This is a genomic window from Brevibacterium luteolum (assembly GCF_025147615.1).
Lineage (GTDB): Bacteria > Actinomycetota > Actinomycetes > Actinomycetales > Brevibacteriaceae > Brevibacterium > Brevibacterium luteolum.
On record NZ_JALXPM010000044.1, the window covers coordinates 1 to 23,655 of the forward strand.

General features: G+C 66.3%; 21 protein-coding genes and 1 riboswitch. Of the genes, 12 read left to right on the forward strand and 9 right to left on the reverse strand.

Going from position 1 to position 23,655, the window contains the following annotated elements; all coding sequences use genetic code 11:
* From M3C25_RS10595 to M3C25_RS10605, 3 genes are all read right to left on the reverse strand, one after another.
* A partial coding sequence (locus M3C25_RS10595) for a PIG-L deacetylase family protein (protein WP_259856497.1) occupies window positions 1-709 on the reverse strand: 709 nt, incomplete at its 3' end.
* Between the two features lie 31 nt (window positions 710-740).
* Entirely contained in the window at window positions 741-1,808 is a 1,068-nt protein-coding gene (locus M3C25_RS10600) for a DUF808 domain-containing protein (protein ID WP_259845119.1), read from the reverse strand.
* 133 nt (window positions 1,809-1,941) lie between these two features.
* A complete protein-coding gene (locus M3C25_RS10605) occupies window positions 1,942-3,429 on the reverse strand; it encodes a peptide MFS transporter (protein WP_259856507.1) in 1,488 nt (495 codons plus the stop codon).
* Between the two features lie 227 nt (window positions 3,430-3,656).
* On the opposite strand from M3C25_RS10605, the gene M3C25_RS10610 reads away from it, so the two are divergent.
* Both M3C25_RS10610 and M3C25_RS10615 read left to right on the forward strand, forming a co-directional pair.
* On the forward strand, window positions 3,657-4,133 hold the full coding sequence (locus M3C25_RS10610; RefSeq protein ID WP_217005428.1) for an OsmC family protein: 477 nt from the start codon (window positions 3,657-3,659) through the stop codon (window positions 4,131-4,133).
* 49 nt (window positions 4,134-4,182) lie between these two features.
* On the forward strand, window positions 4,183-4,965 hold the full coding sequence (locus tag M3C25_RS10615; protein WP_259856509.1) for a hypothetical protein: 783 nt from the start codon (window positions 4,183-4,185) through the stop codon (window positions 4,963-4,965).
* On the opposite strand, the gene M3C25_RS10620 is transcribed toward M3C25_RS10615, so the two are convergent.
* Window positions 4,946-5,467 carry an O-acetyl-ADP-ribose deacetylase gene (locus M3C25_RS10620; protein ID WP_259856547.1) on the reverse strand — a complete coding sequence of 174 codons (522 nt, stop codon included), beginning with the start codon at window positions 5,465-5,467 and terminating at the stop codon, window positions 4,946-4,948. The genes M3C25_RS10615 and M3C25_RS10620 overlap by 20 nt on opposite strands.
* 20 nt (window positions 5,468-5,487) lie before the next feature.
* Window positions 5,488-5,940 (reverse strand): DUF6392 family protein, encoded by a 453-nt coding sequence (locus M3C25_RS10625; protein ID WP_259845114.1) that lies wholly within the window; start codon window positions 5,938-5,940, stop codon window positions 5,488-5,490.
* 178 nt (window positions 5,941-6,118) lie between these two features.
* Between M3C25_RS10625 and M3C25_RS10630 the strand changes: the two genes are divergently transcribed.
* Window positions 6,119-7,291, forward strand: a complete 1,173-nt coding sequence (locus M3C25_RS10630; protein ID WP_259856510.1) for a C40 family peptidase — start codon at window positions 6,119-6,121, stop codon at window positions 7,289-7,291.
* Window positions 7,292-7,369: 78 nt separating this feature from the next.
* On the opposite strand, the gene M3C25_RS10635 is transcribed toward M3C25_RS10630, so the two are convergent.
* Window positions 7,370-9,595, reverse strand: coding sequence for an NADP-dependent isocitrate dehydrogenase (locus tag M3C25_RS10635; RefSeq protein ID WP_259856512.1), 2,226 nt, complete (start codon window positions 9,593-9,595; stop codon window positions 7,370-7,372).
* Window positions 9,596-9,816: 221 nt separating this feature from the next.
* On the opposite strand from M3C25_RS10635, the gene M3C25_RS10640 reads away from it, so the two are divergent.
* From M3C25_RS10640 to M3C25_RS10655, 4 genes are all read left to right on the forward strand, one after another.
* Window positions 9,817-10,455: a thymidine kinase gene (locus M3C25_RS10640; protein ID WP_102162739.1), complete on the forward strand. Its 639-nt coding sequence runs from the start codon at window positions 9,817-9,819 to the stop codon at window positions 10,453-10,455.
* Between the two features lie 121 nt (window positions 10,456-10,576).
* Entirely contained in the window at window positions 10,577-11,386 is an 810-nt protein-coding gene (locus M3C25_RS10645; RefSeq protein WP_259856521.1) for an alpha/beta fold hydrolase, read from the forward strand.
* 69 nt (window positions 11,387-11,455) lie between these two features.
* The gene (locus M3C25_RS10650; RefSeq protein ID WP_375545124.1) at window positions 11,456-13,087 is read left to right on the forward strand and encodes an SLC13 family permease; all 1,632 of its coding nucleotides are present in this window, start codon (window positions 11,456-11,458) and stop codon (window positions 13,085-13,087) included.
* Between the two features lie 52 nt (window positions 13,088-13,139).
* On the forward strand, window positions 13,140-14,216 hold the full coding sequence (locus M3C25_RS10655) for an NADH:flavin oxidoreductase/NADH oxidase (RefSeq protein ID WP_259845104.1): 1,077 nt from the start codon (window positions 13,140-13,142) through the stop codon (window positions 14,214-14,216).
* 10 nt (window positions 14,217-14,226) lie between these two features.
* Here M3C25_RS10655 and M3C25_RS10660 read toward each other — a convergent pair whose 3' ends face one another.
* Together M3C25_RS10660 and M3C25_RS10665 are read right to left on the reverse strand one after the other, a co-directional pair.
* The gene (locus tag M3C25_RS10660) at window positions 14,227-14,583 is read right to left on the reverse strand and encodes a DMT family transporter (RefSeq protein ID WP_259856530.1); all 357 of its coding nucleotides are present in this window, start codon (window positions 14,581-14,583) and stop codon (window positions 14,227-14,229) included.
* Complete coding sequence (locus M3C25_RS10665; RefSeq protein ID WP_102162808.1) at window positions 14,580-14,891, reverse strand: DMT family transporter; 312 nt, start codon at window positions 14,889-14,891, stop codon at window positions 14,580-14,582. The genes M3C25_RS10660 and M3C25_RS10665 overlap by 4 nt, the downstream gene beginning before the upstream one ends.
* A gap of 6 nt (window positions 14,892-14,897) precedes the next feature.
* A riboswitch (guanidine-III (ykkC-III) riboswitch) is annotated at window positions 14,898-14,963 on the reverse strand.
* Between the two features lie 142 nt (window positions 14,964-15,105).
* Here M3C25_RS10665 and M3C25_RS10670 point away from each other — a divergent pair.
* Window positions 15,106-15,759 (forward strand): MBL fold metallo-hydrolase, encoded by a 654-nt coding sequence (locus tag M3C25_RS10670; RefSeq protein ID WP_259836256.1) that lies wholly within the window; start codon window positions 15,106-15,108, stop codon window positions 15,757-15,759.
* A 3-nt stretch (window positions 15,760-15,762) separates the two neighbouring features.
* On the opposite strand, the gene M3C25_RS10675 is transcribed toward M3C25_RS10670, so the two are convergent.
* Window positions 15,763-16,395: a PH domain-containing protein gene (locus M3C25_RS10675; RefSeq protein WP_180964804.1), complete on the reverse strand. Its 633-nt coding sequence runs from the start codon at window positions 16,393-16,395 to the stop codon at window positions 15,763-15,765.
* Between the two features lie 322 nt (window positions 16,396-16,717).
* Between M3C25_RS10675 and M3C25_RS10680 the strand changes: the two genes are divergently transcribed.
* From M3C25_RS10680 to M3C25_RS10695, 4 genes are all read left to right on the forward strand, one after another.
* Window positions 16,718-18,544: an ABC transporter family substrate-binding protein gene (locus tag M3C25_RS10680; RefSeq protein ID WP_259856532.1), complete on the forward strand. Its 1,827-nt coding sequence runs from the start codon at window positions 16,718-16,720 to the stop codon at window positions 18,542-18,544.
* A gap of 104 nt (window positions 18,545-18,648) precedes the next feature.
* Complete coding sequence (locus M3C25_RS10685) at window positions 18,649-20,190, forward strand: ABC transporter permease (RefSeq protein ID WP_259856534.1); 1,542 nt, start codon at window positions 18,649-18,651, stop codon at window positions 20,188-20,190.
* Window positions 20,187-21,389 carry an ABC transporter permease gene (locus tag M3C25_RS10690; RefSeq protein ID WP_259856536.1) on the forward strand — a complete coding sequence of 401 codons (1,203 nt, stop codon included), beginning with the start codon at window positions 20,187-20,189 and terminating at the stop codon, window positions 21,387-21,389. Before M3C25_RS10685 ends, M3C25_RS10690 begins: the two co-directional genes overlap by 4 nt.
* 10 nt (window positions 21,390-21,399) lie before the next feature.
* Entirely contained in the window at window positions 21,400-23,304 is a 1,905-nt protein-coding gene (locus M3C25_RS10695; protein WP_259856544.1) for an ABC transporter ATP-binding protein, read from the forward strand.
* Window positions 23,305-23,655 lie beyond the last annotated feature (351 nt).

The window sequence follows — 23,655 nt, forward strand, 5'->3', positions numbered from 1 at the left end:
TGGCGCGGAAGCCCACCGCGTTGGCCACCCCGGCGCGCTCACCGGCGGCCGTCGTCATGCCCTCGAGCATCTCGCGCGGGGCCGGATGGCCGGGCAGAGCCTCAAGGTAGACTTCGTGGGCTGACAGCGAGGCGATGCCGCGCTCCAGCGGCTCCCCGGTGACCTCGACCGCGCAGGTCGGCTCGTCCCCGGAGACGAGCAGCCAGTCGGTCTTCCACGCCTCCAGGCCCTCTTCGGTCTGCAGCTCGGGGAAGATCCACGGATTGTCGGCATCGCGGATCGCATCGATGACGGCCAGGCCGACATTGCGGTGGTCGACGTGGTTGAGTCCGAAGCTGACCTCCAGCTTCCACGGCAGGGTGATGATCGCCTGCGGGCGGTAGGTGCGGATCTGCCGGGTGATCGCCTTGCGCAGCGCATGGTCGGCCTCGACGAGACCATCGGGGAAGTCGAGGATCGTCAGCGACTCGACTCCCACCTCGGCGCAGGCGGCCTCCTGCTCGCGGCGGCGCAAAGGTGCGACCTCTGCCGGGTCCATGGTGCGGATGCCGGCCTCCCCGGCGGTCAGCAGCAGATAAGAGACGTCGATCCCGGCCGCCGTCCAGGCCGCGACAGCGCACGAGGCGCCGTACTCCATGTCATCGGGGTGGGCGACGACGCCGAGGACGCGGTCGATGCCGGTGGTGTCGAAGAACTCGAGATCGCTCATGCATCCACCCTAGTTCATGGGCGGGCAGATCTCAGCGGGACTCGTCTGCCGCCCCCGGTCCGTCGCCGGCGGCATGGGAGCCGCCTGCAGTGTCAGTGCCGGACGGCGCTCCGGGAGCGGAGCCGGTGCTCGCCGGCGCACCTGCCGCGGCGTTGTGCGTGTCGTCCTTCTTGCCGTGGCCGAAGGGCAGCAGGTGCATGATGCCGACGATGATGAGTCCGACGATGAGACCGAGGATGAGCGAGCAGATCGTGTTGATGAGCCAGCCGAGCACCGCGCCGACTGCCGGCACAGCAGCGCCGTAGCCTTCGAGGTGGTGGACGACGCTGTAGAGGCCGTCCCAGCCGAGGTCCTTGGTGCCGACGAGCAGGATGTGCCCGCCGACCCACAGCATCGCAAACGTGCCGATGATCGAGATCGCATCGAGCACCCGCGGCATCGCCGCGACGAGGAAGTGGCCGAACTTCTGCGTGCCGGCAGAGTCCTTCTGGGTCATCGCCAGGCCGATGTCGTCCATCTTCACCAGCAGCGCGACGACGCCGTAGACGAGGACGGTGATGCCGATGGCGACGGCGATGAGGATGATCGTGCGGTTGAGGATCGGTTCGCTGGCGACCTCGTTGAGGGAGATGACCATGATCTCGGTCGAGAGGATGAAGTCGGTGCGCACCGCGCCGGTGACGACCTGCTTCTCGCTCTTCTCGCCCTGCAGCTGGGTCGGCTCGCCCTTCTCGGCGTGGTGGCCGCGGATCTTCTCCCAGACCTTCTCTGCGCCTTCGAAGCACAGATAGCAGCCGCCGATCATGAGCAGCGGGGTGAGCACCCACGGCAGGAACTGGCTGAGCAGCAGCGCTGCGGGCAGGATGATGAGCAGCTTGTTGCGCAGCGAACCGAGGGTGATCTTCCAGATGATCGGCAGCTCACGGGCCGGTGAGACGCCATGGACGTACTGCGGGGTGACCGCGGCATCGTCGACGACGACGCCGGCGGCCTTCGCACTGGCCCGGGCGGTCGCGGCGGCGACGTCATCGGCGCTGGCAGCTGCCATGCGCGCCATCGCAGCGATGTCGTCGAGCAGGGCGACGATGCCGCCGCTCATCGGTCGGCTCCGAACGTCCTGATTCCCGTCGCCGAGGCGGTGGCCGGGCTGGCCGGCCGGCGAAGGTGGGTGCGTGCTGTCATAGCTGACATCTTACGGCCCACCGGCGCTGACGCGGCGCTCATCGGCAGGGTCACTTGACTCCGCGCATGAGCTTGATGACCGGCTTGGCGGTCATGAGCACGAGGAGACCGGCGACGATCGAGGCCAGGCCCAGCGTCGTCCAGTACGGCACCTGGTTGTCGGCGTCGTAGTACTTGGCGAACACGCCGGACAGCGAGGTGCCGACACCGGAGCCGAGGAAGTACAGCGCGATCATCTGCGAGGTGAACACCTTCGGCGACAGGCGGGTGGCCACCGACAGGCCGATGGGAGAGATGAGCAGCTCGGCGGCGACGAAGAGCGCGAGGATGAACACGACCCACAGCAGTGGGACGGTGTTGTTCTGCGCGTGAGCATAGGGCAGGAACAGCAGGTAGGCCCCGCCGATGATGAGCAGGGACAGGCCTGCCTTGACCGGGGTGGCCGGCTGCCGGTCGCCGAGCTTGAGCCAGATGGCGGAGAACACCGGGGCCAGGGCGATGACGAAGAACGCCGGGATCAGGGTGATCCACGAGATCGGCATCTCCCAGCCGAAGATGTTGCGGTTCATCTGCGTATCGGAGTAGCCGGTCAGGGCGTTGAAGATCTGCTGGTACAGCGACCAGAACGCGACGGTGGCCAGCACGAACGGGATGAACGACAGCGTGCGGGAGCGCTCGACGTCGGTGATCTCGTTGGAGCGCAGGATGACAGTGAAGTAGGCGATCGCTGCGACGAGGCACACGATGGTCGTCCACATCGCGAGGTTGTCGGCGTTCATCGCGCCGGTCATCCACAGCGCGGCGATGGCGGCGACGACACCGAGAGCACCGGCACCGAACTTCCAGCGTGCACCGGCAGGCAGCGGGTTGACGACGACCTTCGCCGATGCCGGAAGGTTCTTCCGGCCGGTGAGGTAGAGCGCCAGGCCGATGGCCATGCCGACCGCGGCAGCGCCGAAGCCGATGTGGAAGCCGATGTCCTTCTGCAGCCAGCCGGTCACCAGCGGGCCGAGCAGGGCGCCGATGTTGATGCCCATGTAGAACAGTGAGAACCCGGCCTCACGGCGGGTGTCCTTCTCGGTGTAGAGCGTGCCGACGATCGCACTGGCGGTGGCCTTGAGGCCGCCGGATCCGAGCGCGACGAGGATGAGGCCGAGTGCCACGCCGCCGATGCCCGGCAGCAGGCCGAGGGCGATGTGACCGCACATGATGATGACGGCAGACCAGAACAGCACCGGTTCTGCGCCGAACACCCGGTCGGCCAGCCATGCGCCGCCGACGGTGGCGAGGAAGACGGCACCGCCGTAGGCGCCGACGATCGCGAATGCCGTCGGCTGGTCCATGCCGATGCCGCCGTCGGTGGTGGCGAAGTACAGGTAGAGGACCAGGATGCCGGTCATGCCGTAGTAGGAGAAGCGCTCCCACATCTCGAGGCCGAAGAGCTGCATGAGCGGCAGCGGATGGCCGAAGAAGCGAGTGTCGTTGCGCATGTCCTCAGCGCTCAGAGCCGAGGCGTCCGTGGGAGACGAGCCAGTCATATCCTTAGTCCTTGTCACTCGGTCGCTGCCTTCAGACCAGGGGCCGGCAGGTGCCGGGGCAGTGCTGAAGGCCGCCGACACTCTACTCCTGTGACACAGCTCGCGCCAACGAACCTTGTCGCCTCGCGCACACCCTCCAGCCGCTGACCCGAACGCCCTCATCACCACGGGCGACAGCGGCCCGGCCGCGCTGTACATGGCATCGCCGCTGGTGGGAGGATGAGGCCATGACTGCACAGGAGACCACCGGCGGCGGGGCACAGCGCCGCGTCGAGGTGACAAGGATCACGGAGAACCACTACCGGGCGCGCACCGCCTCGGGTGCGGAGATCGAGTTCGGCCGCGGCGAGGGCCTCATGACCCCCGTCGAGCTGCTGCTGGCGGCCACCGCCGGCTGCTCGGCCATCGACCTCGACACCGTCACCACCCGCCGCACCGAACCCGAACGCTTCGACATCACCGCCACCGGCGAGAAGATCGTCGAAGACGACGAGGCCTCCCGGCTCGACGACATCCGGCTGCACTTCGACCTCGCCTTCCCCGATGATCAGGCCGGCCGGCAGTCGGCGAAGATGGTCGAACGGCTGCTCAAGCTCTCCCACGACCGCTACTGCACCGTCTCGCGCACGATCGAGAACGGCGCACCGGTGACGATGACCTCCGAGGTCAGCCCCGACATCGCAGCACGCTCTCAGGACGCATAAGCGCCCAGCGCTTCGTGCCGGCGGCGCCTGCGCACCTAGGATGACCGCCATGGATGACACCTGGTTTGCCGGCGTGGCCGAGTACCACGAGCTGCTCATGGGTGCCGCCTGGCAGCGGCTCATGGCCCACATCGGGCCCGCCGTCGCCGAGGCGCTGGGCACCTCGGCGGGTCCGATCGTTGAGTTCAGGGCCGGGTCGGGCATCGGCATCACGCGCCTGCATGAGCGGTTCCCGCACGCCGATCTCATCGCGTGCGAACCTGATGCGATCATGCGCGCCGTGCTCTTCGGCCGGCTCGGGGCTGATGCGAGGATGCGTGAGCGCGTCACCGTCATCCCGCTGCCGGTCGCAGCCGAGCACGCAGAAGAGCTGCGCACCCAGCTGCCGGCTCCCGGCAGTGTGCCGGTCATCCTCGTCGCCCATGTGCTCGGCATCCTCGACGCCGATGCCCGGGGTCTGCGGTGGCAGCTCATCGCAGAGTCGCTGACCGATTCCGGCATCGCACTCATCACCGCCGGGTCCCCGCACGCAGACGACCCGGAAGACGCTGACGCGCAGACCGCGCCAGACGCTCCGCAGGTCTTCATCGAGGACATCACTGTCGGTGCGCACACTGTCACCGGGGAGTACCGGCGCGCGAACGGGCACATGCAGGTGACTTACACCCAACGTGATGCCGCCGGTGCGGTGCTGCGGCAGGTCGCGACCGAACCGCGGGAGATCACCGCTCCGCTGATGAACGAGGACTACCGACGTGAAGCAGCCGACCACGGCTTGGAATCACAGGTGGTCTCTGGCTACATCCTCTTACTCAGCCGTCAGCCTCAGTGAACACCTGGGCGAAGGCTGCGTGGATGTCAGGGGAGAAGAGCACGAAGCGCACCTCGTCGATGCCCTCCCAGCCATGGGCGGAGCATGCCTGCCCGGCGGCCTCAGCGGTCTCGGAAGCCGACCAGCCGTAGACCCCGGCGCCGATCGCCGGAAACGCCACCGTCCTGGCTCCCATACGCTGCGCCTCTCTCAGGCTCTCCGCATAGCAGGAGACGAGCACCTCGGGATCGGTCTGGCCGGCGTGCCGGTTCGGGCCGACGGTGTGGATGACCCAGTCAGCAGACAGGTTTCCGGCCGGAGTCGCGACCGCCAGGCCGGCCGGCAGGCCGTCGGGCAGCTGCTCGGCACGGACTTTCCGGCACTCTTCGAGCAGGTCCGGTCCGGCTGCCCGGTGGATCGCGCCGTCGACTCCGCCGCCGCCGAGCAGGGAGGAGTTGGCGGCATTGACGATCGCTTCGCAGGTCTCGGCGGTGATGTCTCCGGTGCGCAGGGTGATGCGCATAGTCAAGCTGCTCCTTCGGATCAGGCGGCGGTCAGCGAGACGGAGCACAGCCCGCCATTGACGTCGTATTCGGTGCGGATCTCGGTCATCTCCAGGTTGAACACCTCGGCGCCGGCCGTGTTGTCCTCGAACAGGGCGTGGACCCGCTGCGGGGCGCCGAACGTCTTGTGCACCTGCGCGGCATTCGGCCGGCACCACCACGACTCGACGAGCCAGGAGGGCACGACGATGCCGTTGAAGGAACCGGTGCGGTCGTAAACGAGGCGCAGCTCCACCTCGGCCAGCGTGCCGTAGGCGAAGAGGAACTCGACACCGGAGTTGACGAAGGTCCACCACACGCAGTCATCGGATTCCGTGCGCAGCGGATTCTCCCCGACGACGAGCATGGCGGAGAGGACGGCGATGTCATCGCAGCGGCGGCCGACAGCGCGACTGAGGGGAAGGATGTTTCCGGACACGGGCAGCGCGTTCATGTGACACAGCTTACAGTCGCTCACGTGTGAAGCGGGAGGGGCTGGACAGCGCGCCTATATCACGATTGCGTGACGATCGACGACCCGGCGGGTGGATCTTTTCACCGGCAATCGGGTTTTGGCTACGGTGAGATCGCATTCGTGTCCCACTTCCCACCAGGTCACTGGAAGGACATCCATGTCTCGCACGACCCATGCCCCGCTGCGCCGACGGTACCGCACCGTCCTCGCCGCAGCCGTTCTCACAGCCGCCGGGCTCACCGGCGTGGCCGGTCCCGCCGCGGCCAACCCGCTGGCCGATCCTCCGCAGATCGGTCACGATCTGCTGCCGCGCCCGCCGATCAAGCAGATCGAAGTCGATCCGCTCACCGGCCACGTCATCGACACCAACCCGGCCGCCGATCCGCCGCTCAAGCCCGGCTCCGGGCTGCACGAGGGCAAACCGGCCTTCGTCGACGTCGCCGTTGCCACGGTCTGGACCGATTCCTCCAGCCCGCGCAAGGTCGACCAGCCGGCGCTGGCCAACCCAGTGAAGCTCGATGAGTGGAACGCCAACCTCAAGGACACCGAGGTGCGCCGCGGACTGACCGGCAAGACACAGACCCAGGCGCTCTACGGCGACGAAGTCCGTGTCCTGTCGCTTACGAAGGACTGGGCGAAGGTCGCCGTGCGCTCGCAGTCCGACCCCGGCGCCAAGCACGGCTATGAGGGCTGGATGCCGCGCGCCCAGCTCGTCGGCAACCCGGACTTCGGCAAGCTGCGCGGTACAGGCGAGCTCGCCGTCGTCAAGGCGGTCAAGACCGCTGTCAGCGACGCCCCGGGCGGCAAGGCGATGAAGGCCGTGTCGACGAACACCGAACTGCCGGTGCTCACCCGCAGCGATGATGCCGTGCGCGTGCGCCTGCCCAACGGCACCACCGGCTGGGTCAAGTCCGCTGACGTGCGCCTGCAGGCGTCCGGCACCGGCGCCCCGAAGCCCAAGCCGACCGATCTGACCGCCACGGCCAAACGGTATGAGGGCATCCGGTACATGTGGGCTGGCACGTCCCAGTACGGCTTCGACTGCTCCGGTTTCACCTATGCAGTCTTCCGCTCCCACGGCATCGACATCCCGCGCGACTCCGGCCCGCAGTCGAAGGCCGGCAAGAGCGTGAAGGCCTCGCAGCTGCAGCATGGCGACCTCATCTTCTTCGCCAATCGCGGCGGCAAGGGATCGGTCCACCATGTCGGCATGTACATCGGCGGCGGGAAGATGATCCACGCCCCGAACGCCTCGAAGAACGTCGAGATCGTCGACTGGAAGAAGTGGGATCGCTCCGGCCAGTTCGCCGGCGCCAAGCGCTACCTCTGACAGATCTGAGCGCTGAGAACAGCAGGGCCCGGAACCGATCGGTTCCGGGCCCAGCTGTTGTCGCTGAGGATCAGAGGATCAGACGTCCTTCTTCTCCAGCGTCTTCATGATCTCGTTGAGAGTCTTCGACGGACGCATGACAGCCGAGGCCTTCTTGTCCTCGGGCAGGTAGTAGCCGCCGATGTCGGCGGAATCGCCCTGCACGGCGAGCAGCTCCTCATCGATCGTGTCGACGTTCTCGCGCAGCTGACCGGCGATCTGCTTGAACGCCTCAGCCAGCTCAGCGTCCTCGGTCTGCTTGGCCAGCTCCTCAGCCCAGTACAGGGCCAGGTGGAAGTGGCTGCCGCGCGAATCCCGCTCGCCGACCTTGCGCGACGGCGACTGGTTCTCGTTGAGATAGGTCTCGGTCGCCTTGTCCAGGGTCGATGCCAGCACACCGGCGCGCTCATTGCCCGCACTGCGGTTGAGGTGGCGGAAGCTCTCGGCAGTGGCGAGGAACTCACCGAGGGAGTCCCAGCGCAGGTGGTTCTCCTCCAGCAGCTGCTGGACGTGCTTCGGTGCCGAGCCTCCGGCTCCGGTCTCGAACAGGCCGCCGCCTGCGATGAGCGGAACGACCGAGAGCATCTTTGCCGAGGTGCCGAGCTCGAGGATCGGGAACAGGTCGGTGTTGTAGTCACGCAGCACGTTGCCGGTCACCGAGATGGTGTCCTGGCCGTTGCGGATGCGCTTAAGCGAGTGCTTGGTTGCCGCGACCGGATCCATGATCTGGATGTCGAGGCCGTCGGTGTCGTGCTCGGGCAGGTACTGCTTGACCTTCTCGATAAGGTTGCGGTCATGCGCACGCGACTCATCGAGCCAGAACACGGCCGGGGTGTCGGAGATCCGGGCGCGGGTGACGGCGAGCTTGACCCAGTCGCGGATCGGCTCGTCCTTCGTCTGGCAGGCCCGCCAGATGTCACCGGCCTCGACGTCGTGGCTCATGAGCACGGTGCCGGAGGAGTCGACGACCTCGACGGTGCCGGCTTCGCTGATCTCGAAGGTCTTGTCGTGGCTGCCGTACTCCTCGGCCTTCTGGGCCATGAGACCGACATTGGGCACCGAGCCCATGGTGGCCGGATCGTAGGCGCCGTTGGCCTTGCAGTCCTCGACGACTGCCTGGTAGACGCCAGCGTAGGAGGAGTCGGGGATGACGGCCAGCGTGTCGGCTTCTTCACCGTCGGGTCCCCACATCTTGCCGCCGATGCGGATCATCGCCGGCATCGACGCGTCGACGATGACGTCGCTGGGCACGTGCAGGTTGGTGATGCCCTTATCGGAGTTGACCATCGCCATCTCCGGGCCTTCAGCCAGGCCCTTCTCAATGCCTGCGCGGACACCGTCGGCGACGTCTGCCGGGACATCGTCGAGTCCGGAGAGGATCGCGCCGAGCCCGTCGTTGGGGCTCAGGCCGGCCTTGGCCAGCTGCTCCCCGTAGGTGCGGAACACCTCGGGGAAGAACGCCTCGACGACGTGGCCGAAGATGATCGGGTCGGAGACCTTCATCATCGTCGCCTTGAGGTGCACGGAGAACAGCACACCCTCGTCCTTGGCGCGGGCGATCTGGTCGCTGAGGAACGCATCGAGCGCCGAGGCCTTGAGGAAGGTCGCGTCGACGACCTCGCCGGCGAGCACCGGAACCTCCTTGAGGGTCTCGGTTCCCGAGGCGGTGCGCAGGCGGATCGTGAAGGTGTCGTCCTGCTCGGCGATAACGGACTGCTCATTGGAGCGGAAGTCGTCCTTGCCCATCGTGGCAACCGCGGTCTTCGAGTCAGCCGACCATTCGCCCATCGAGTGGGGGTGCTTCTTGGCGTAGTTCTTCACTGCCTCCGGTGCGCGGCGATCGGAGTTGCCCTCGCGCAGCACCGGGTTCACGGCTGAGCCCTTGACCTTGTCGTAGCGCGCGCGGACGTCCTTCTCCTCATCCGTCGCCGGCTCCTCCGGGTAGTCCGGGAGCTTGTAGCCCTTCTCCTGCAGCTCAGCGATCGCGGCCTTGAGCTGCGGGACCGAGGCGGAGATGTTCGGCAGCTTGATGATGTTGGCCTCAGGCTGCTTGGCCAGCTCACCGAGCTCAGCGAGAGCATCGGGAGCCTTCTGCTCTTCGGTGAGGTAGTCGCCGAAGAGGGCGATGATGCGGCCAGCCAGTGAGATGTCACGGGTCTCGACCTCGACGCCGGCGGTGGTGGCGAAGGCTTCGAGGATCGGCTTGAACGAGTACGTCGCCAGCATCGGCGCTTCATCGGTATGCGTATAGATGATCTTTGACATGGTCAGTGACGTCTCCAGATCGCTAGGGGTTATCTCTGTCAGTCTACTCAGCGTCCCTGGCGGCGGCCTAACCCCCTCGGGCATGATGCGAGTGCGATCGCACACGCCCCGCCGGCCGGCTACCGGTTCGTACTATCCTGTTGCGCGGGGTCCACGCGACCCTGCCGCCACCAGGGAAGATCCGGTGACGGCTGAGAGCCAGCACAGGGGAGGAGACCGCGATGGCGAAGCTGTACTTCCGCTACGGCGCCATGAATTCGGGCAAGTCCACCGCCCTGCTGCAGGCGGCCTACAACTATGAGGAGCGCGGCCAGCGGGTGCTGCTGGCCAAGCCGCGCATCGACACGAAGGGCGCTGACGAGATCGTCTCCCGCTTAGGCGTCACCCGCACCGTCGACTTCCTCATCGACGCTGATGCCGATGTCGAGCAGATCTTTGCCGACACCGCCGGCTACGTCGACCACGATGCGCTCATCGAGAGCCTGGAGATGCCCGTCCAGCCGGTCGCCTGCCTGCTCATCGACGAAGCCCAGTTCCTCACCGACAGCCAGGTCGATGACTGCCTGCGGATCGCGACCCTGCGCAACGTGCCGGTCATGGCCTACGGCATCCGCACCGACTTCCAGACACGGGCCTTCCCCGGCTCAGCGAGGCTGCTGGAGATCGCCCACACGCTCGAGGAGCTCAAAACGATCTGCCGGTGCGGGCGCAAGGCGATGTTCAACGGCCGCCAGGTTGATGGCGAGTTCGTCTTCTCCGGCGACCAGGTCGCCATCGACGGCATGGACGTCACCTACGAGTCGCTGTGCGCCAACTGCTATCTCACCCGGTCCGGGGGAGTGCTCGGCGCGCCGCGCTGAGCCGGCCGCCGCCTCGGCGACGCCTAACGATCCGGACACGCCTGCGCCCTGCGGTATCGGTGCGTGAGCGCCTTCACTATGGTGGAAGCCGAACGTTCCGTGTGAAGGAGGAGGTTCGACCATGACGATCCCGCTGCTGTCCTACTCGATCGTCCACGATCCCGGCCCCGACGCTCCCGTCCTCATCCTCGGCAACGCGCTGGGCACCACCCGCGAACTCTGGGCAGGTGTGGCCTACCGGATGGCCGATGACTACCGCATCGTCACCTTCGACCTGCCCGGCCACGACCCCGCCAGTCACACTGCAGACGATCTTGAAGCCCAGCTCGCCGACCTCACTCTGACCGACATCGCCGCTGGTGTCATCGCCATCGCCGATGCGATCGGCGCTGAGACCTTCCTCTACGCCGGCCTGTCGATCAGCGGCGGAGTGGCCATGCAGCTGGCCCTCGACCACCCCGACCGGGTCACCGCCGCAGCCGCTCTGTGCGCGGCCCCGAAGTTCGGCGACGCCGAGTCCTGGGACGCGCGCATCGCCGCCGTCCGGGCTCACGGCACCCGCAGCCTCATCCCCGACACCGCCGACCGCTGGTTCGCCGCCGGCTTCCTCGACGAGGACAACCCGGCAGGCCCGATGGTCTGCGAGATGCTCGGCAACGTCCCTGACGCCGGCTACATCGCCTGCTGCCAGGCGCTGTCGCGCTTCGACCTCACCGACCGGATCTCCGACATCTCCATCCCGATCCTCTTCGTCGCCGGCGCCCAGGACATCGGCAACCCACCGGAGTCCATGCGCGCCCTGGCCGAACAGGTCGAGGCAGGTGAAGCGACCGTCATCCCGGATGCCGCCCACATCGTCGTCGCCGAACACCCCGACCTCGTCTGCGATGCGCTGACCGCCTTCTTCTCCCGCACCGAGAACCGCAGCTGACACACCCCGTCCACCCGCCCCATCCATCCGCCTGTCCACTGCCCCCATCGATCTGAGGGAATGAGTCCGATGTCCGAGAACAGACCAGCTGGCGAACACGCCTCCCACTACTCGCCGCTGCCGTCCACCGGCAGCAGCGAGAAGAATATGCTCTCACCCGGTGAGCGGGCGGAACCGTTTTCGACATCGACGAACTACACCCGCTGGATCGGCATCATCGGAGGGCTCGTGCTCGCCGCCATCATCTGGTTCGTCATGCCCGAGGACGTGCCCCACGGCGCCCGCGTCACCGCCGCCACAGCCAGCCTCATGGCAGTGTGGTGGATGACCGAGGCGCTGCCGATCCCGGCCACCGCACTCGTCCCGCTCGTCGTCTTCCCCCTCCTCATCGAAGGCACCGAAGAGGCCCCGGTGACCGTCTCCTCAGTCGGCGCGAAATACGGCTCCGACACGATCTTCCTGTTCATGGGCGGGTTCCTCATCGCCCTGGCGATGCAGCGCTGGAACCTCCACCGGCGCATCGCCCTCATCATCCTGTCGTTCATGGGCGAGCGCACCGGCGCACTCATCGCCGGCTTCATGATCGCCACCGCGTTCCTGTCGATGTGGGTGTCGAACACCGCCACCGCCGTGCTCATGCTGCCCATCGGCCTGTCCGTCCTCGTGCTCGTCAACGAGGCGATGTCGAAGACCGGTGATGACACGCTCGAAGACTCCGAGAAGGCCGATGACGACGCGACCGGCACCGACGGCATCCTGCAGTCGCGCTTCGGGACCGCACTCATGCTCGGCATCGCCTATGCCGCCTCGATCGGCTCGGTCGCCACGATCATCGGCACCCCGCCGAACACCCTGCTGGTCGGCTACCTGCGCGAGAACCAGGGCATCAACATCCAGTTCGGCCAGTGGATGCTCGTCGGCACCCCGGTGGCGATCGTCATGCTCGTCGCCGCCTGGTTCGTGCTCACCAAGATGTTCTTCAAACCCGAGATCGACCGGATCCCCGGCGGCCGCGACCTCATCCGGGCGGAGATGGACAAGCTCGGACCGGTCTCCCAGGGCGAATGGCGTGTCCTCACCCTCTTCGTGCTCGCTGCTGTGTCGTGGATCGCGCTCCCGATCATCTTCGAAGACCCGCCGATCGACGACGCCGGCATCGCCATGACCATCGGCCTGCTGCTGTTCTTCATGCCCGCCGGCCACGCCCGCGGCGTCCGGCTGCTCGACTGGGAATCAGCCGTCGAACTGCCGTGGGGCGTGCTGCTGCTCTTCGGCGGCGGCCTGGCGCTGTCGGACCAGTTCACCAAGACCGGGCTGACCGACTGGATCGGCGAATCGGTCCAGGCGCTGGACTGGATGCCGCTGGTCGCGCTCGTGGTCATCCTCACCACCGGCATCATCTTCCTCACCGAGATCACCTCGAACACCGCCACCGCCGCGACGTTCATCCCGGTCGTCGCCGGTGTCGCGATGGGCCTGGGTTACGACCCGCTGCTGCTGACGATCCCAGTCGCACTGGCCGCCACCTGTGCGTTCATGCTGCCGGTCGCCACCCCGCCCAACGCGGTGGCCTACGGCTCGGGCTATGTGCGCATCGCCGACATGGTCAAGGGCGGCGCGGTGCTCAACGTCATCGGCATCGTCATCATCTCGATCGTCACCATGACGATCGCGGTGGGAGTCTTCTCGATCGCGCTGTGAGCGTGAGGACCGTCATGCCCTCAGCCTGCTGACCAGCAGTTAGGCTGAGGACATGGCGAAACTCTTCGAACCGATCACCCTGCGCGGACTCACCGTCCGCAATCGCGTCTGGCTGGCACCGATGTGCCAGTACTCCTGCGAGAACCGCGACGGCATGCCCGGTCACTGGCACCTCGTGCACCTCGGGGCCCGCGCCACCGGCGGGTTCGGGCTCATCCTCACCGAAGCCGCTGCTGTGCTGCCCGAAGGGCGGATCTCACCGCAGGACGCAGGCATCTGGTCCGATGCCCACGCCGAGGCCTGGGCTCCGATCGTCGACTTCGCCCACAGCCAGGGTGCAGCGATCGGCATGCAGCTCGCCCACGCCGGCCGCAAGGCCAGCACCTACCGTCCGTTCGTCGGCGAACCGTCCGGCTCCGTCCCCGAGGCAGAGGGCGGCTGGGCGACGGTCGGGCCCTCGCCCCTCGCATTCGAAGAGCTGGCAGAGCCCGCCGCGCTGAGCCGCGAGGCCATCGCCGAGGTGGTCGAGGCTTTTGCGGCTGCCGCCCGCCGGGCGGATAAGTCCGGTTTCGACACCGTCGAGATCCACGCCGCCCACGGCTACCTGCTCCATTCATTCCTCTCACCGCTGTCCAACGTCCGCGACGACGAGTACGGCGGTGACCTTGCTGGCCGCTCGCGGCTGCTCATGGAGGTCTACACCGCTGTGCGCGAGGCCTTCCCGGAAGACAAGCCGGTGCTCGTGCGGATCTCGGCCAGCGAATGGACCGACGGCGGCTTCGACATCGCCGAGGCGACCGAGGTCTCCATTGCCCTGCAGGACGCCGGTGCCGACCTCATTGACGTGTCCTCCGGCGGAAACGTCATCGCCGACATCCCCGTCGGCCCGTCCTATCAGGTGCCGCTGGCCGCCGAGATCGCCGCCGCCGGTGTCACCACCGGTGCCGTCGGGCTCATCACCGAACCCGCCCAGGCCGAAGGCGTCCTCGTCTCCGGTGATGCCGATGTCGTGTTGCTGGCCCGGGCCGGCCTGCGCGAACCGGCTTGGCCGCAGCGGGCCGCTCACGCCCTGGGCCTCAACTGGCGCGACGCTCCGTACCCGCCGCAGTACACCCGCGGCAAGTGGTGAGTCGACAGTCCTAAGACTGCGACGCTGCCTTCTCCGTACCGGCGTCGTCGGCCATATCAGCGGTGAGCTGCAGCCCGGCGACACCGGCGATGATGAGGACCAGACAGGCGATCTTGCCGGGCCCGAACTCCTCGCCGAGGACTGCGGACCAGGCAGCGGTCGTCCCTGCGCCGACTCCGGTCCAGATCGCATAGGCGGTGCCCATCGGGATCGCCCGCATCGCATAGGCAAGGCCGGTCAGCGATGCCGCGAGGCCTATGAGGAAGAGCGCTCCGCGTCCGGGGTGCAGCACACCGGCGGCCAGCATGCCCGCCCAGACCGCCTCGGCCATGCCGGAGAAGATGAGTGCCAGCCAGTACTTCGTCATGACAGCACCTGCAGTCCGACGACACCGGCGATGATCGCTGCGACACAGGCGATGCGCACCAGATTCAGCCGTTCAGTCCCGCGCAGCGCGCCGAGCGCCAGCGTGGTGATCGCGCCGACGGCCACCCAGACGGCGTAGCCGGAGCCGACAGGAACCTCCTGCAGACCCCACGCCAGGCCGCCCATAGAGACGATGGTTCCGATGATGAAGAGAGTCAGACGCGGCACGATGCGCAGATGGCGGGCGGCCAGGGCGAACGCCCACATCGCCTCGAACGTGCCGGATGAGATGAGAACAGTCCAGTACATGATGAGAAAGCGGCCGTCTTTGCGCTCGGCGGGTACGGCTCCCTCGTCCGCTGGCACTGTCGGTGCCTGCCCGCCACCATAGCACCGGCGCCACCACCCGGCAGGGCTCGCACATCCAGTGAGACCCGTGTGCGGCGGACACCGTTCCCGTTAGGCTGGAACCGGAGCCGCCGCTGGCAGCCGCTGGCGGCACACCGGAGAAGAGGAGATCGCCATGGACCTGCAGCTCACCGATGTTTCCCTCCGCTCGATCGCCGTGTCGGAGATGAGCAACAACGTCTACCTGCTTACCTCGGCCACGACCGGCCAGCAGGTCATCATCGATGCCGCTGACGACGTCGAGGCCATCGAATCGCTCGTCGACGCCGGCGCCGAGGCGGGGCCCGCCGATGCCGCCCACGTCACCGATGTGCTCACCACCCACCGGCACTGGGACCACGTCCGCGCCCTCAAGCCGATCACCGAGCGCTACGACGCCCGCACCGTCGCCGGCGTCAATGACGCCGAGGCGATCACCGAGGAGTCCGGCCAGACCATCGACCAACCGGTCGCCCATGGTGAGACCCTGTCCTTCGACGGCTTCGAGCTCGAGGTCATCGAGCTGCGCGGGCACACACCCGGATCTGTCGCGTATGTGCTGCGCGACTCCGGGGGAGAGGCCGTCATCTTCTCCGGCGACAGCCTGTTCCCGGGCGGCCCGGGCAAGACATGGAGCAGCGAGGACTTCGCCTCGCTTATGGACGACCTCGAGGAGCGGATCTTCGGGCAGTTCGGCGACGAGGCCCACGTGCTGCCCGGCCACGGTGATGCGACCACGATCGGTGCCGAGCGCCCGCAGATCCCTCAGTGGCGCGAGCGCGGCTGGTGACGCTCAGCGCACCTGCAGGTAGATGACCGCCGCTGCCGCCCACGCAGCGGTCAGCAGCAGCGCGGCGACGACACCGGTGTTCCACCGACGCTGCGGCGCCGTGTCTTCGAGCACCGGATCGGTGAGGAATCCTCTCTGCTTTAACTCGGCGTGGTAGTCGACGACCGCGATGATGAGCGGATTCGCGTTGTCGCGTGCACGCGCCCCAGCCGAGGCACTCGGCGGCATCTGCCGGGAGGTCGGAACAGCGCGCTTCATCGCCCGCGGCATCGCCCACGCGGATTCGTTCGTCCCCCAGCGCGTCGTGACGGCCAGCCCGTACCGCAGATCGAATTCATCAACCGCCGGCCAGGGGATCGGTGTCGTGCGCAGAATGTTGACGAAGGTCATTCCGGCAGGGGAGAGGTCGACGCGCGGGTGCCAGTACAGCGCCCAGATGAGTGCTGCACCGAAAGCGGGGACACCTATCAGCACCAGGGCGGTCAGCGGCGGGAACTGGTAGACGATGCTCACAGCTGCAACAACAGCGACGCCGATGGCAGTGCCGGCGAGGACACGGGAGCCGGCCGGGCGCAGAGTGCCCTCCTCGGGGAAGCTCGGTGGCCCGGAGCTCTGGCGATTCAGCAGCGAGAACATGGCCTCCACCCTAATCGAAAGCCAGCGCGGTTCTGCGCTTGCAGGACACGCGGAACCCCGCTGCCGGCACCTCAGAAGACCCGCCTCGGGAAGGGCCGGACGATGCAAGTTCATACAGTGATCTGCACAACATGCACCCCACCATTCATCGACGTCTCAAATCGGTAACGATAGGCGTTATTTCCCGGATTGTGGACTCCGTCACAGGCTCCGGTGGCCTAGCTTTGGTTGCAATCCACACTTCACTCATGAAGTGCTCACCTGGCAGCCATGATTGTCATGCTGTCAGGTGAGATTGCGATTACCGATAGAAGGAGACGACGTGAAAAGAGGCATTCTCACCGCAGCAGCCGGTGTGGCGGCGTCAGCACTGGTGCTGTCCGCGTGCACACCGCCCGGTGACGGTGGTAACGGCGGCAACGGAGGTGACGGCGGCAACGGCGGTGGCGGCGAAGTCAGCGTGATGTGGAACCAGCCGTTCTACTCGATGAACAACAACACTTCCGCCACCAACAACGTCACGAACGCCAATGTCGTGTACATGATGAACGACGCGTTCAAGTACTACGACGAGAACCTGGAGCTGCAGGACAACACCTCGTTCGGCACGGTCGAGCAGGTGTCCGAGGATCCCCTCAAGGTCAAGTACACCTACAGCGACAACGCCAAGTGGTCTGACGGCACCCCTGTCGACGCCGCGGACCTCGTGCTCGCCTGGGCTGCTCGGAGCGGCAACTTCAACACCACCGAGGACGCAGAGCGCGACGACGAAGGTGTCGTCGAGGACGCCGGCGGCGATGTCTTCTTCGACGCCGCAGAGCCGGGCCTGGCACTGATCAAGGACTTCCCGGAGATCTCCGAGGACGGCAAGGAGATCACCTTCGAGTACACGAAGCCCTTCGCCGACTGGGAGACCAACCTCACCATCGGTGACTCCGGCGTGCCTGCACACATCGTGGCCAAGAACGCCCTCGACACCGGTGACGCCGAGGAAGGCAAAAAGGCCACCCTCGACGCAGTCGAGAACGAGGACAAGGAGAAGCTGGCCAAGGTCGCCGAGTTCTGGAACACCGGCTACAACATGACGTCGATGCCGGAAGATGAGGATCTGCTCATCGGCACCGGCCCGATGAAGATGACCGACTTCAAAGAAGGTCAGTACCTGACCCTCGAAGCACGTGACGACTACGAGGGCGATCGCAAGCCGCAGCTCTCGAAGATCACGGTCCGCTACAACGAGGATCCGATGGCCGCCGTTCAGGCACTGGAGAACGGCGAGGTCCAGCTCATCAACCCGCAGTCGACTGCTGACGTCCTCCAGGCCGTCGAGGCCATCGACGGTGTTGAGAACAAGACCGCCGACGGTGCGACCTACGAGCACGTCGACCTGACCTTCGACAACAACGGTCCGTTCGACCCGGCTTCCTACGGTGGCGATGAGGAGAAGGCCAAGCAGGTCCGCGAAGCCTTCCTGCAGTCGATCCCGCGCGGCAAGATCGTCAACGACATCGTCAAGCCGCTCAACGATCAGGCTCAGATCCGTAACTCGTTCACCCAGGTTCCGGGCTCGCCTGACTACGACACGATCGTTCAGGGCTCGGGCATCGAGGACACCTACGGTGAAGGCGATGCCGAGAAGGCCAAGCAGATGCTTGAAGAGGCCGGCGTCGATGAGGCTCCGAAGGTCCGCCTGCTGTACGCGAAGGGCAACGCCCGTCGTGAGCAGGAGTTCCAGCTCATCAAGGAATCGGCTGAGAAGGCTGGCTTCGAGGTCATCGACAACTCCTCCGAGACCTGGTCCGAGGACCTGGGCAACGGTGAGTACGATGCTTCGCTGTTCGGCTGGCAGTCCACCTCGACCGCTGTGACTGAGTCCGACGCGAACTTCCGCGCCGGTGGTCAGAACAACTTCGGCGGATTCGCCAACGATGAAGTCGACAAGCTCTACGACGAGCTCCAGACCGAGACCGACCCGGCACGCCAGGCTGAGATTCTCGGCGAGGTCGAGAAGATCCTGGTCGATGAAGGCTTCGGCCTCACGCTGTTCCAGTTCCCGGAGGTCGTTGCGTACTCCGATCAGCTGCAGAACGTGAAGCCGATGACCGTGTCACCGACCATGTTCTGGAACTTCTGGGAGTGGGAGATGTGAGGTAGAGGTCCTCTTCACTGAGACCTCTTCAGCTCTAACCGGCGGGGGTGCCGGCACCTGGCACCCCCGCCTCACCCTGTTCCACGACCCTCACGGGAAGACCAATGATCAAATATCTCACCAGGCGATTCTTATCGGCTGCACTCGTCATGCTCATCGTGACGTTCCTGATGTACATCCTGATCGACCTTGCGATCGATCCCCTCGCTGATCTGCGCACCTCCACCTCGCCGAACGCGGCGCAGCTGATGGAGAACCGCGTCCGCAATCTCCAGCTCGACGTCCCCTCACCTATCCGTTACTTCTGGTGGCTCTCCGGCGCCGCTGGCTGCCTCATCGGCCAGTGCGATCTCGGTTCCTCGTGGCTCTCGGGCCAGGCCGTGACGAGCATGCTCCAGGGCGCGATCATCAACTCCGTCAAGCTTGTCTTCGTCGCCACCTTCGTGTCGATCCTCCTCGGCGTCACCGTCGGCCTCATCTCGGCTATCCGCCAGTACACCGGCTTCGACTACGCCATCACCTTCATTACCTTCCTGCTCTACTCGCTGCCCGTGTTCTGGGTGGCCGTACTCCTCAAGCAGTACGGTGCCATCGAGTTCAACAACTTCCTGCGCAACCCCGAAGTCAACTGGCTGGCACTCGCCGTCCTCGCCCTCATCGCAGGCGCGTTCTGGATGGGCGCCATGGGCGGCACCAGCCGACGGCGCATGATCAACTTCGCAGCCGGCACCATCGTGACCTTCGGCCTGCTGGCATTCCTGTTCGGAACCAACTGGCTGCTGCAGCCGGGCATCGGACTCATCGGCGTGACAGTGACGTCACTTGCGGCAGCCGTGCTTGTCACCCACCTGTCGACCGGACTGCACAACAAGCGCGCACTCTACGCCGCACTGACCACGGCTGTGCTCGGCGGCGTGTTCTACTACGCGATGCAGTGGTTCTTCTACTTCGTCCCGGCCAACTGGTTCATCATCATCGGCCTGCTCGTCGTCGCGATCGCCATCGGCATCGGCGTCGGCTACGCATGGGGCGGACCGGACAAGAGCGCCTCGGCGCGCACCGCCGCAATCGTGGCGATCATCGCCTCCCTGCTCGTCTTCATCGACCGCAATATGCAGGTCTGGGCCGGCTACTCCAACCTGCCCCAGATCCGCGGCAGGCCGATCGCCACCATCGGCGCAGCGACGCCGGGCATGCAGGGTGACTTCTGGTACCAAACCGTCGACAGCTTCACCCACCTGCTGCTGCCGTCAATCGCCCTCGTGCTCATCTCGTTCGCGACCTACACCCGCTACTCGCGCGGTTCAATGCTGGAGGTCATGAACCAGGACTACATCCGCACCGCCCGCGCCAAGGGCCTGACTGAGCGCACCGTCATCATGCGCCACGCACTGCGCAACGCGCTGCTGCCGCTGGCCTCGATCGTGCCGGTCGACATCATCACGCTCATCGGCGGTGCTGTGCTGACCGAGACGATCTTCGGCTGGGCAGGCATGGGCAGAATGTTCGTCGACTCGCTCGGCAAGGCCGATATCGATCCCGTGATGGCCTACATCCTCATCACCGGAATACTCGCAGTCGTGGCGAACATCGTCGCCGACTTCGTCTACGCCATCCTCGACCCAAGGATTCGGGTGAACGCATGACCACCTCACTTCCAGATCCCTCGAAGCACGAGGACACACACGCCCTCGAAGGCGACAACGCCATCGAGGCCCAGGAGACCGCCGGCCTGTCGCAGGGCCAGATCGTCTGGCGCCGCTTCATCCGGCACAAAGGCGCGCTCAGCGGACTCGCCGTCGTGCTGCTCATCGCGATCCTGGCGTACTCGTCCGTTGGCTTCGGCCCGATCCCGGGCTGGTGGAAGTTCAACCACTACAACACCAACGACGTGCTCAACGGCGGTGCGCCGACCTGGCAGCTGTCGAACATCTTCTCCCTCGGAGAACATCCGTTCGGACAGGACGACATCGGCCGGGACAACTTCGCCCGCGTCATGAAGGGCACCCAGATCTCGATCATGGTGATGCTCGTCATGGGTGCGATCTCACTTGTCGTCGGTGTGGTCATCGGTTCGCTGGCCGGCTATTACCGCAAGCGCGTCGACGATGTGCTCATGCGTCTGACCGACCTGTTCATCACTCTGCCGGTCATCGTCGTCGGCGCTGTGCTCGGTGTGCTCGCCGGCAAGTACTCCTCACCGCTGCTGCTGGCGATCTGCCTGGGTCTCATCCTGTGGCCGGGTCTGGCGCGTCTGGTCCGCGGTGATTTCCTGTCGCTGCGCGAACGCGAGTTCGTCGACTCGGCACGCGTGGCCGGAGCCAGCGACTTCCGCATCATCTTCAAGCACATGCTTCCCAATGCGATGGGCGTCATCATCGTCAACACGACGCTGCTCATGAGCCAGGCGATCGTGCTCGAAACCGCCCTGTCCTTCCTGGGCTTCGGCGTCAGCGCCCCGGACGTCTCGCTCGGCCAGCTCATCAACGAGTACCAGAGCTCCTTCTCCACCCGTCCGTGGCTGTTCTGGTGGCCGGGTCTGTTCATCATCATCATCGCGCTGTGCGTCAACTTCATCGGCGACGGCCTGCGCGACGCCTTCGACCCGCGTCAGAAGCGCATCCCGTCGAAGAAGGAGATGCTCAAGGCACAGATCCGCACGCCGGAGCGCACCGAAGAGGAGGCAGCAGCCGCTGTCACCACCGGTGCCGGCGCTACCGGCATGCCATTCGCAGAAGGCACGCCATCACAGGGATCGGACCGTCCCGGCCCAGCGGGTACCGTCAACACCCATGACGACCCCGGCGACACTGGGGACGAACACGACGGCAAGCCGCGGCACTAGGAGGGCGGATATGACTGAGAACACCACCAACACCCCTGCCCAGCGGCGGACGGGCGGCTCACCCGCCGCCACCGGCGCTGAGCCCACCGCTGCGGACGCACAGAGCGCACCCCCCGCCTCGGGAACGGGACGCGAGCGCACCGGCGGCGAGCCGATCCTGTCCGTCACCGACCTGGGAGTGAACTTCTGGGTCGGCGGCGAATGGTTCACCGCCGCAGAGGGCCTGAACTACGAGCTCTACCCCGGTGAGGTGCTCGCCATCGTCGGCGAGTCCGGCTCAGGCAAATCGCAGTCCTCGATGTCGCTCATCGGACTGCTGCCCAAGAACGGACTGGCAACCGGCAGCGCCAAGCTCGACGGGCGTGAGCTCGTCGACATGCCGATGGCACAGATGCAGCGCATCCGCGGCAAGGAGATCTCGGTGATCTTCCAGGAGCCGATGACCGCGCTCAACCCGGTCTACACCTGCGGCTTCCAGATCGTCGAGACCCTGCGCACCCACTTCGACATGGGTCCCTCGGCCGCCAAGGAGCGGGCGCTGGAGCTTATGCGGCTCGTTGACATCCCGGAGCCGGAGCGGCGTTTCAACTCGTTCCCGCACCAGCTCTCGGGCGGTCAGCGCCAGCGCATCATGATCGCCCAGGCCCTGGCCTGCGATCCGCGCCTGCTCATCGCCGATGAGCCGACGACTGCGCTCGACGTCACGGTGCAGGCCGAGATCCTCAAGCTCATGCGCGATCTGCGTGAGCGGATCGACTCCGGCATCATCCTCATCACGCACGACATGGGGGTCGTCGCCGATATGGCCGACCGCATCCTCGTGATGAAGAGCGGACGGGTCGTCGAAACCGGCACCGCCGATGAGATCTTCTACAACCCGCAGCACCCCTATACCAAGCAGCTGCTCGACTCGGTGCCGCACCTGGGTGAGAAGGAAGGGCGTGTCTTCGGCGACTCCGTCGACGACATCAAGGAGGCTGCCGCGCCGGAGCTGGCTGACCGCGATTGGGTGCCGTCCGGCATCACGCTGGAATCGACTGAGACGATCGCGCACCCGGATGAGAGATTCGATCCGGCCGAGACGCCGGCGCTCAAGCTCACGAACGCCGCGATCGAATACCCGAAGATCGGCCGCACGCCGGCCTTCCGCGCCGCCCACGACATCAACCTGTCAGTGGCCCCCGGCGAGGTCGTCGGCCTGGTCGGCGAATCGGGTTCGGGCAAGACGACGATCGGTCGTGCCGCACTCGGACTGCTGCCGGTTGTCGAGGGCTCCCTGGAGATCAACGGCACCGACATCACGAACATGAGCAACCGGCAGCTGCGGCCGCTGCGCCGCGACGTCGGCATTGTGTTCCAGGACCCGGGGTCGTCGCTCAACCCGCGACTGCCGGTCGGCGAGTCGATCGGTGAGCCGATCTTCCTGCACGAGAAGCTCAAGGGACCAGCGCTCAACCAGCGTGTGGAGGCACTGCTCGACTCCGTCGAGCTGCCGACCTCGATGCGCAACCGCTACCCGCATGAGCTCTCCGGCGGTCAGCGTCAGCGCATCGGCATCGCTCGTGCACTGGCCCTGCAGCCGAAGCTGCTCATCGCTGATGAGCCGACATCGGCACTCGACGTGTCCGTGCAGGCCAAGGTGCTGGAGCTGTTCCAGCAGCTGCAGCGTGAGCAGGGGTTCGCCTGCTTGTTCATTTCCCACGACCTCGCCGTCGTCGAGATGCTGGCTCGCCGCGTGGCGGTCATGCGCCACGGCTATCTCGTCGAGGTCGGCAACTCCAGCGATATCGTCGCCGGCCCGGTCCACCCGTATACGCAGCGCCTGCTCGCTGCCGTGCCGGTGCCCGATCCGAACGAGCAGCGCCGACGCCGCGCAGCCCGCGATGCGATGATCTCCGCCACCCGCGAGGACTGAGCCTCACACAGAGCGAAGCGGAGGGAGACCGACTCGTCTCCCTCCGCTTTCGTCGTCGTTGAACCGGTGCCAGACAGCCTCACAGGGCTCACCACGCTCCCGCTGGGAAAGCCGGCCCGGCACCCCATGCAGAGCATCCGCACCGCTCCCAGGCGACCACCGCCTCGGGTGCGGTGCGCAGGGGCACCCGGGTCCAGGCGCACCGGCGGGGCACTCGGGACAGGCACACACTTCAGGCGCACCGGGCGAGCGGATGGCGGTGCTGCCCCGGCCAGCGCACACAGACGACGCCGGGGCGAAGCTGCTGCTTCGCCCCGGCGCCGCGGGCTGGAACCCTACCTTTGTGAGTAT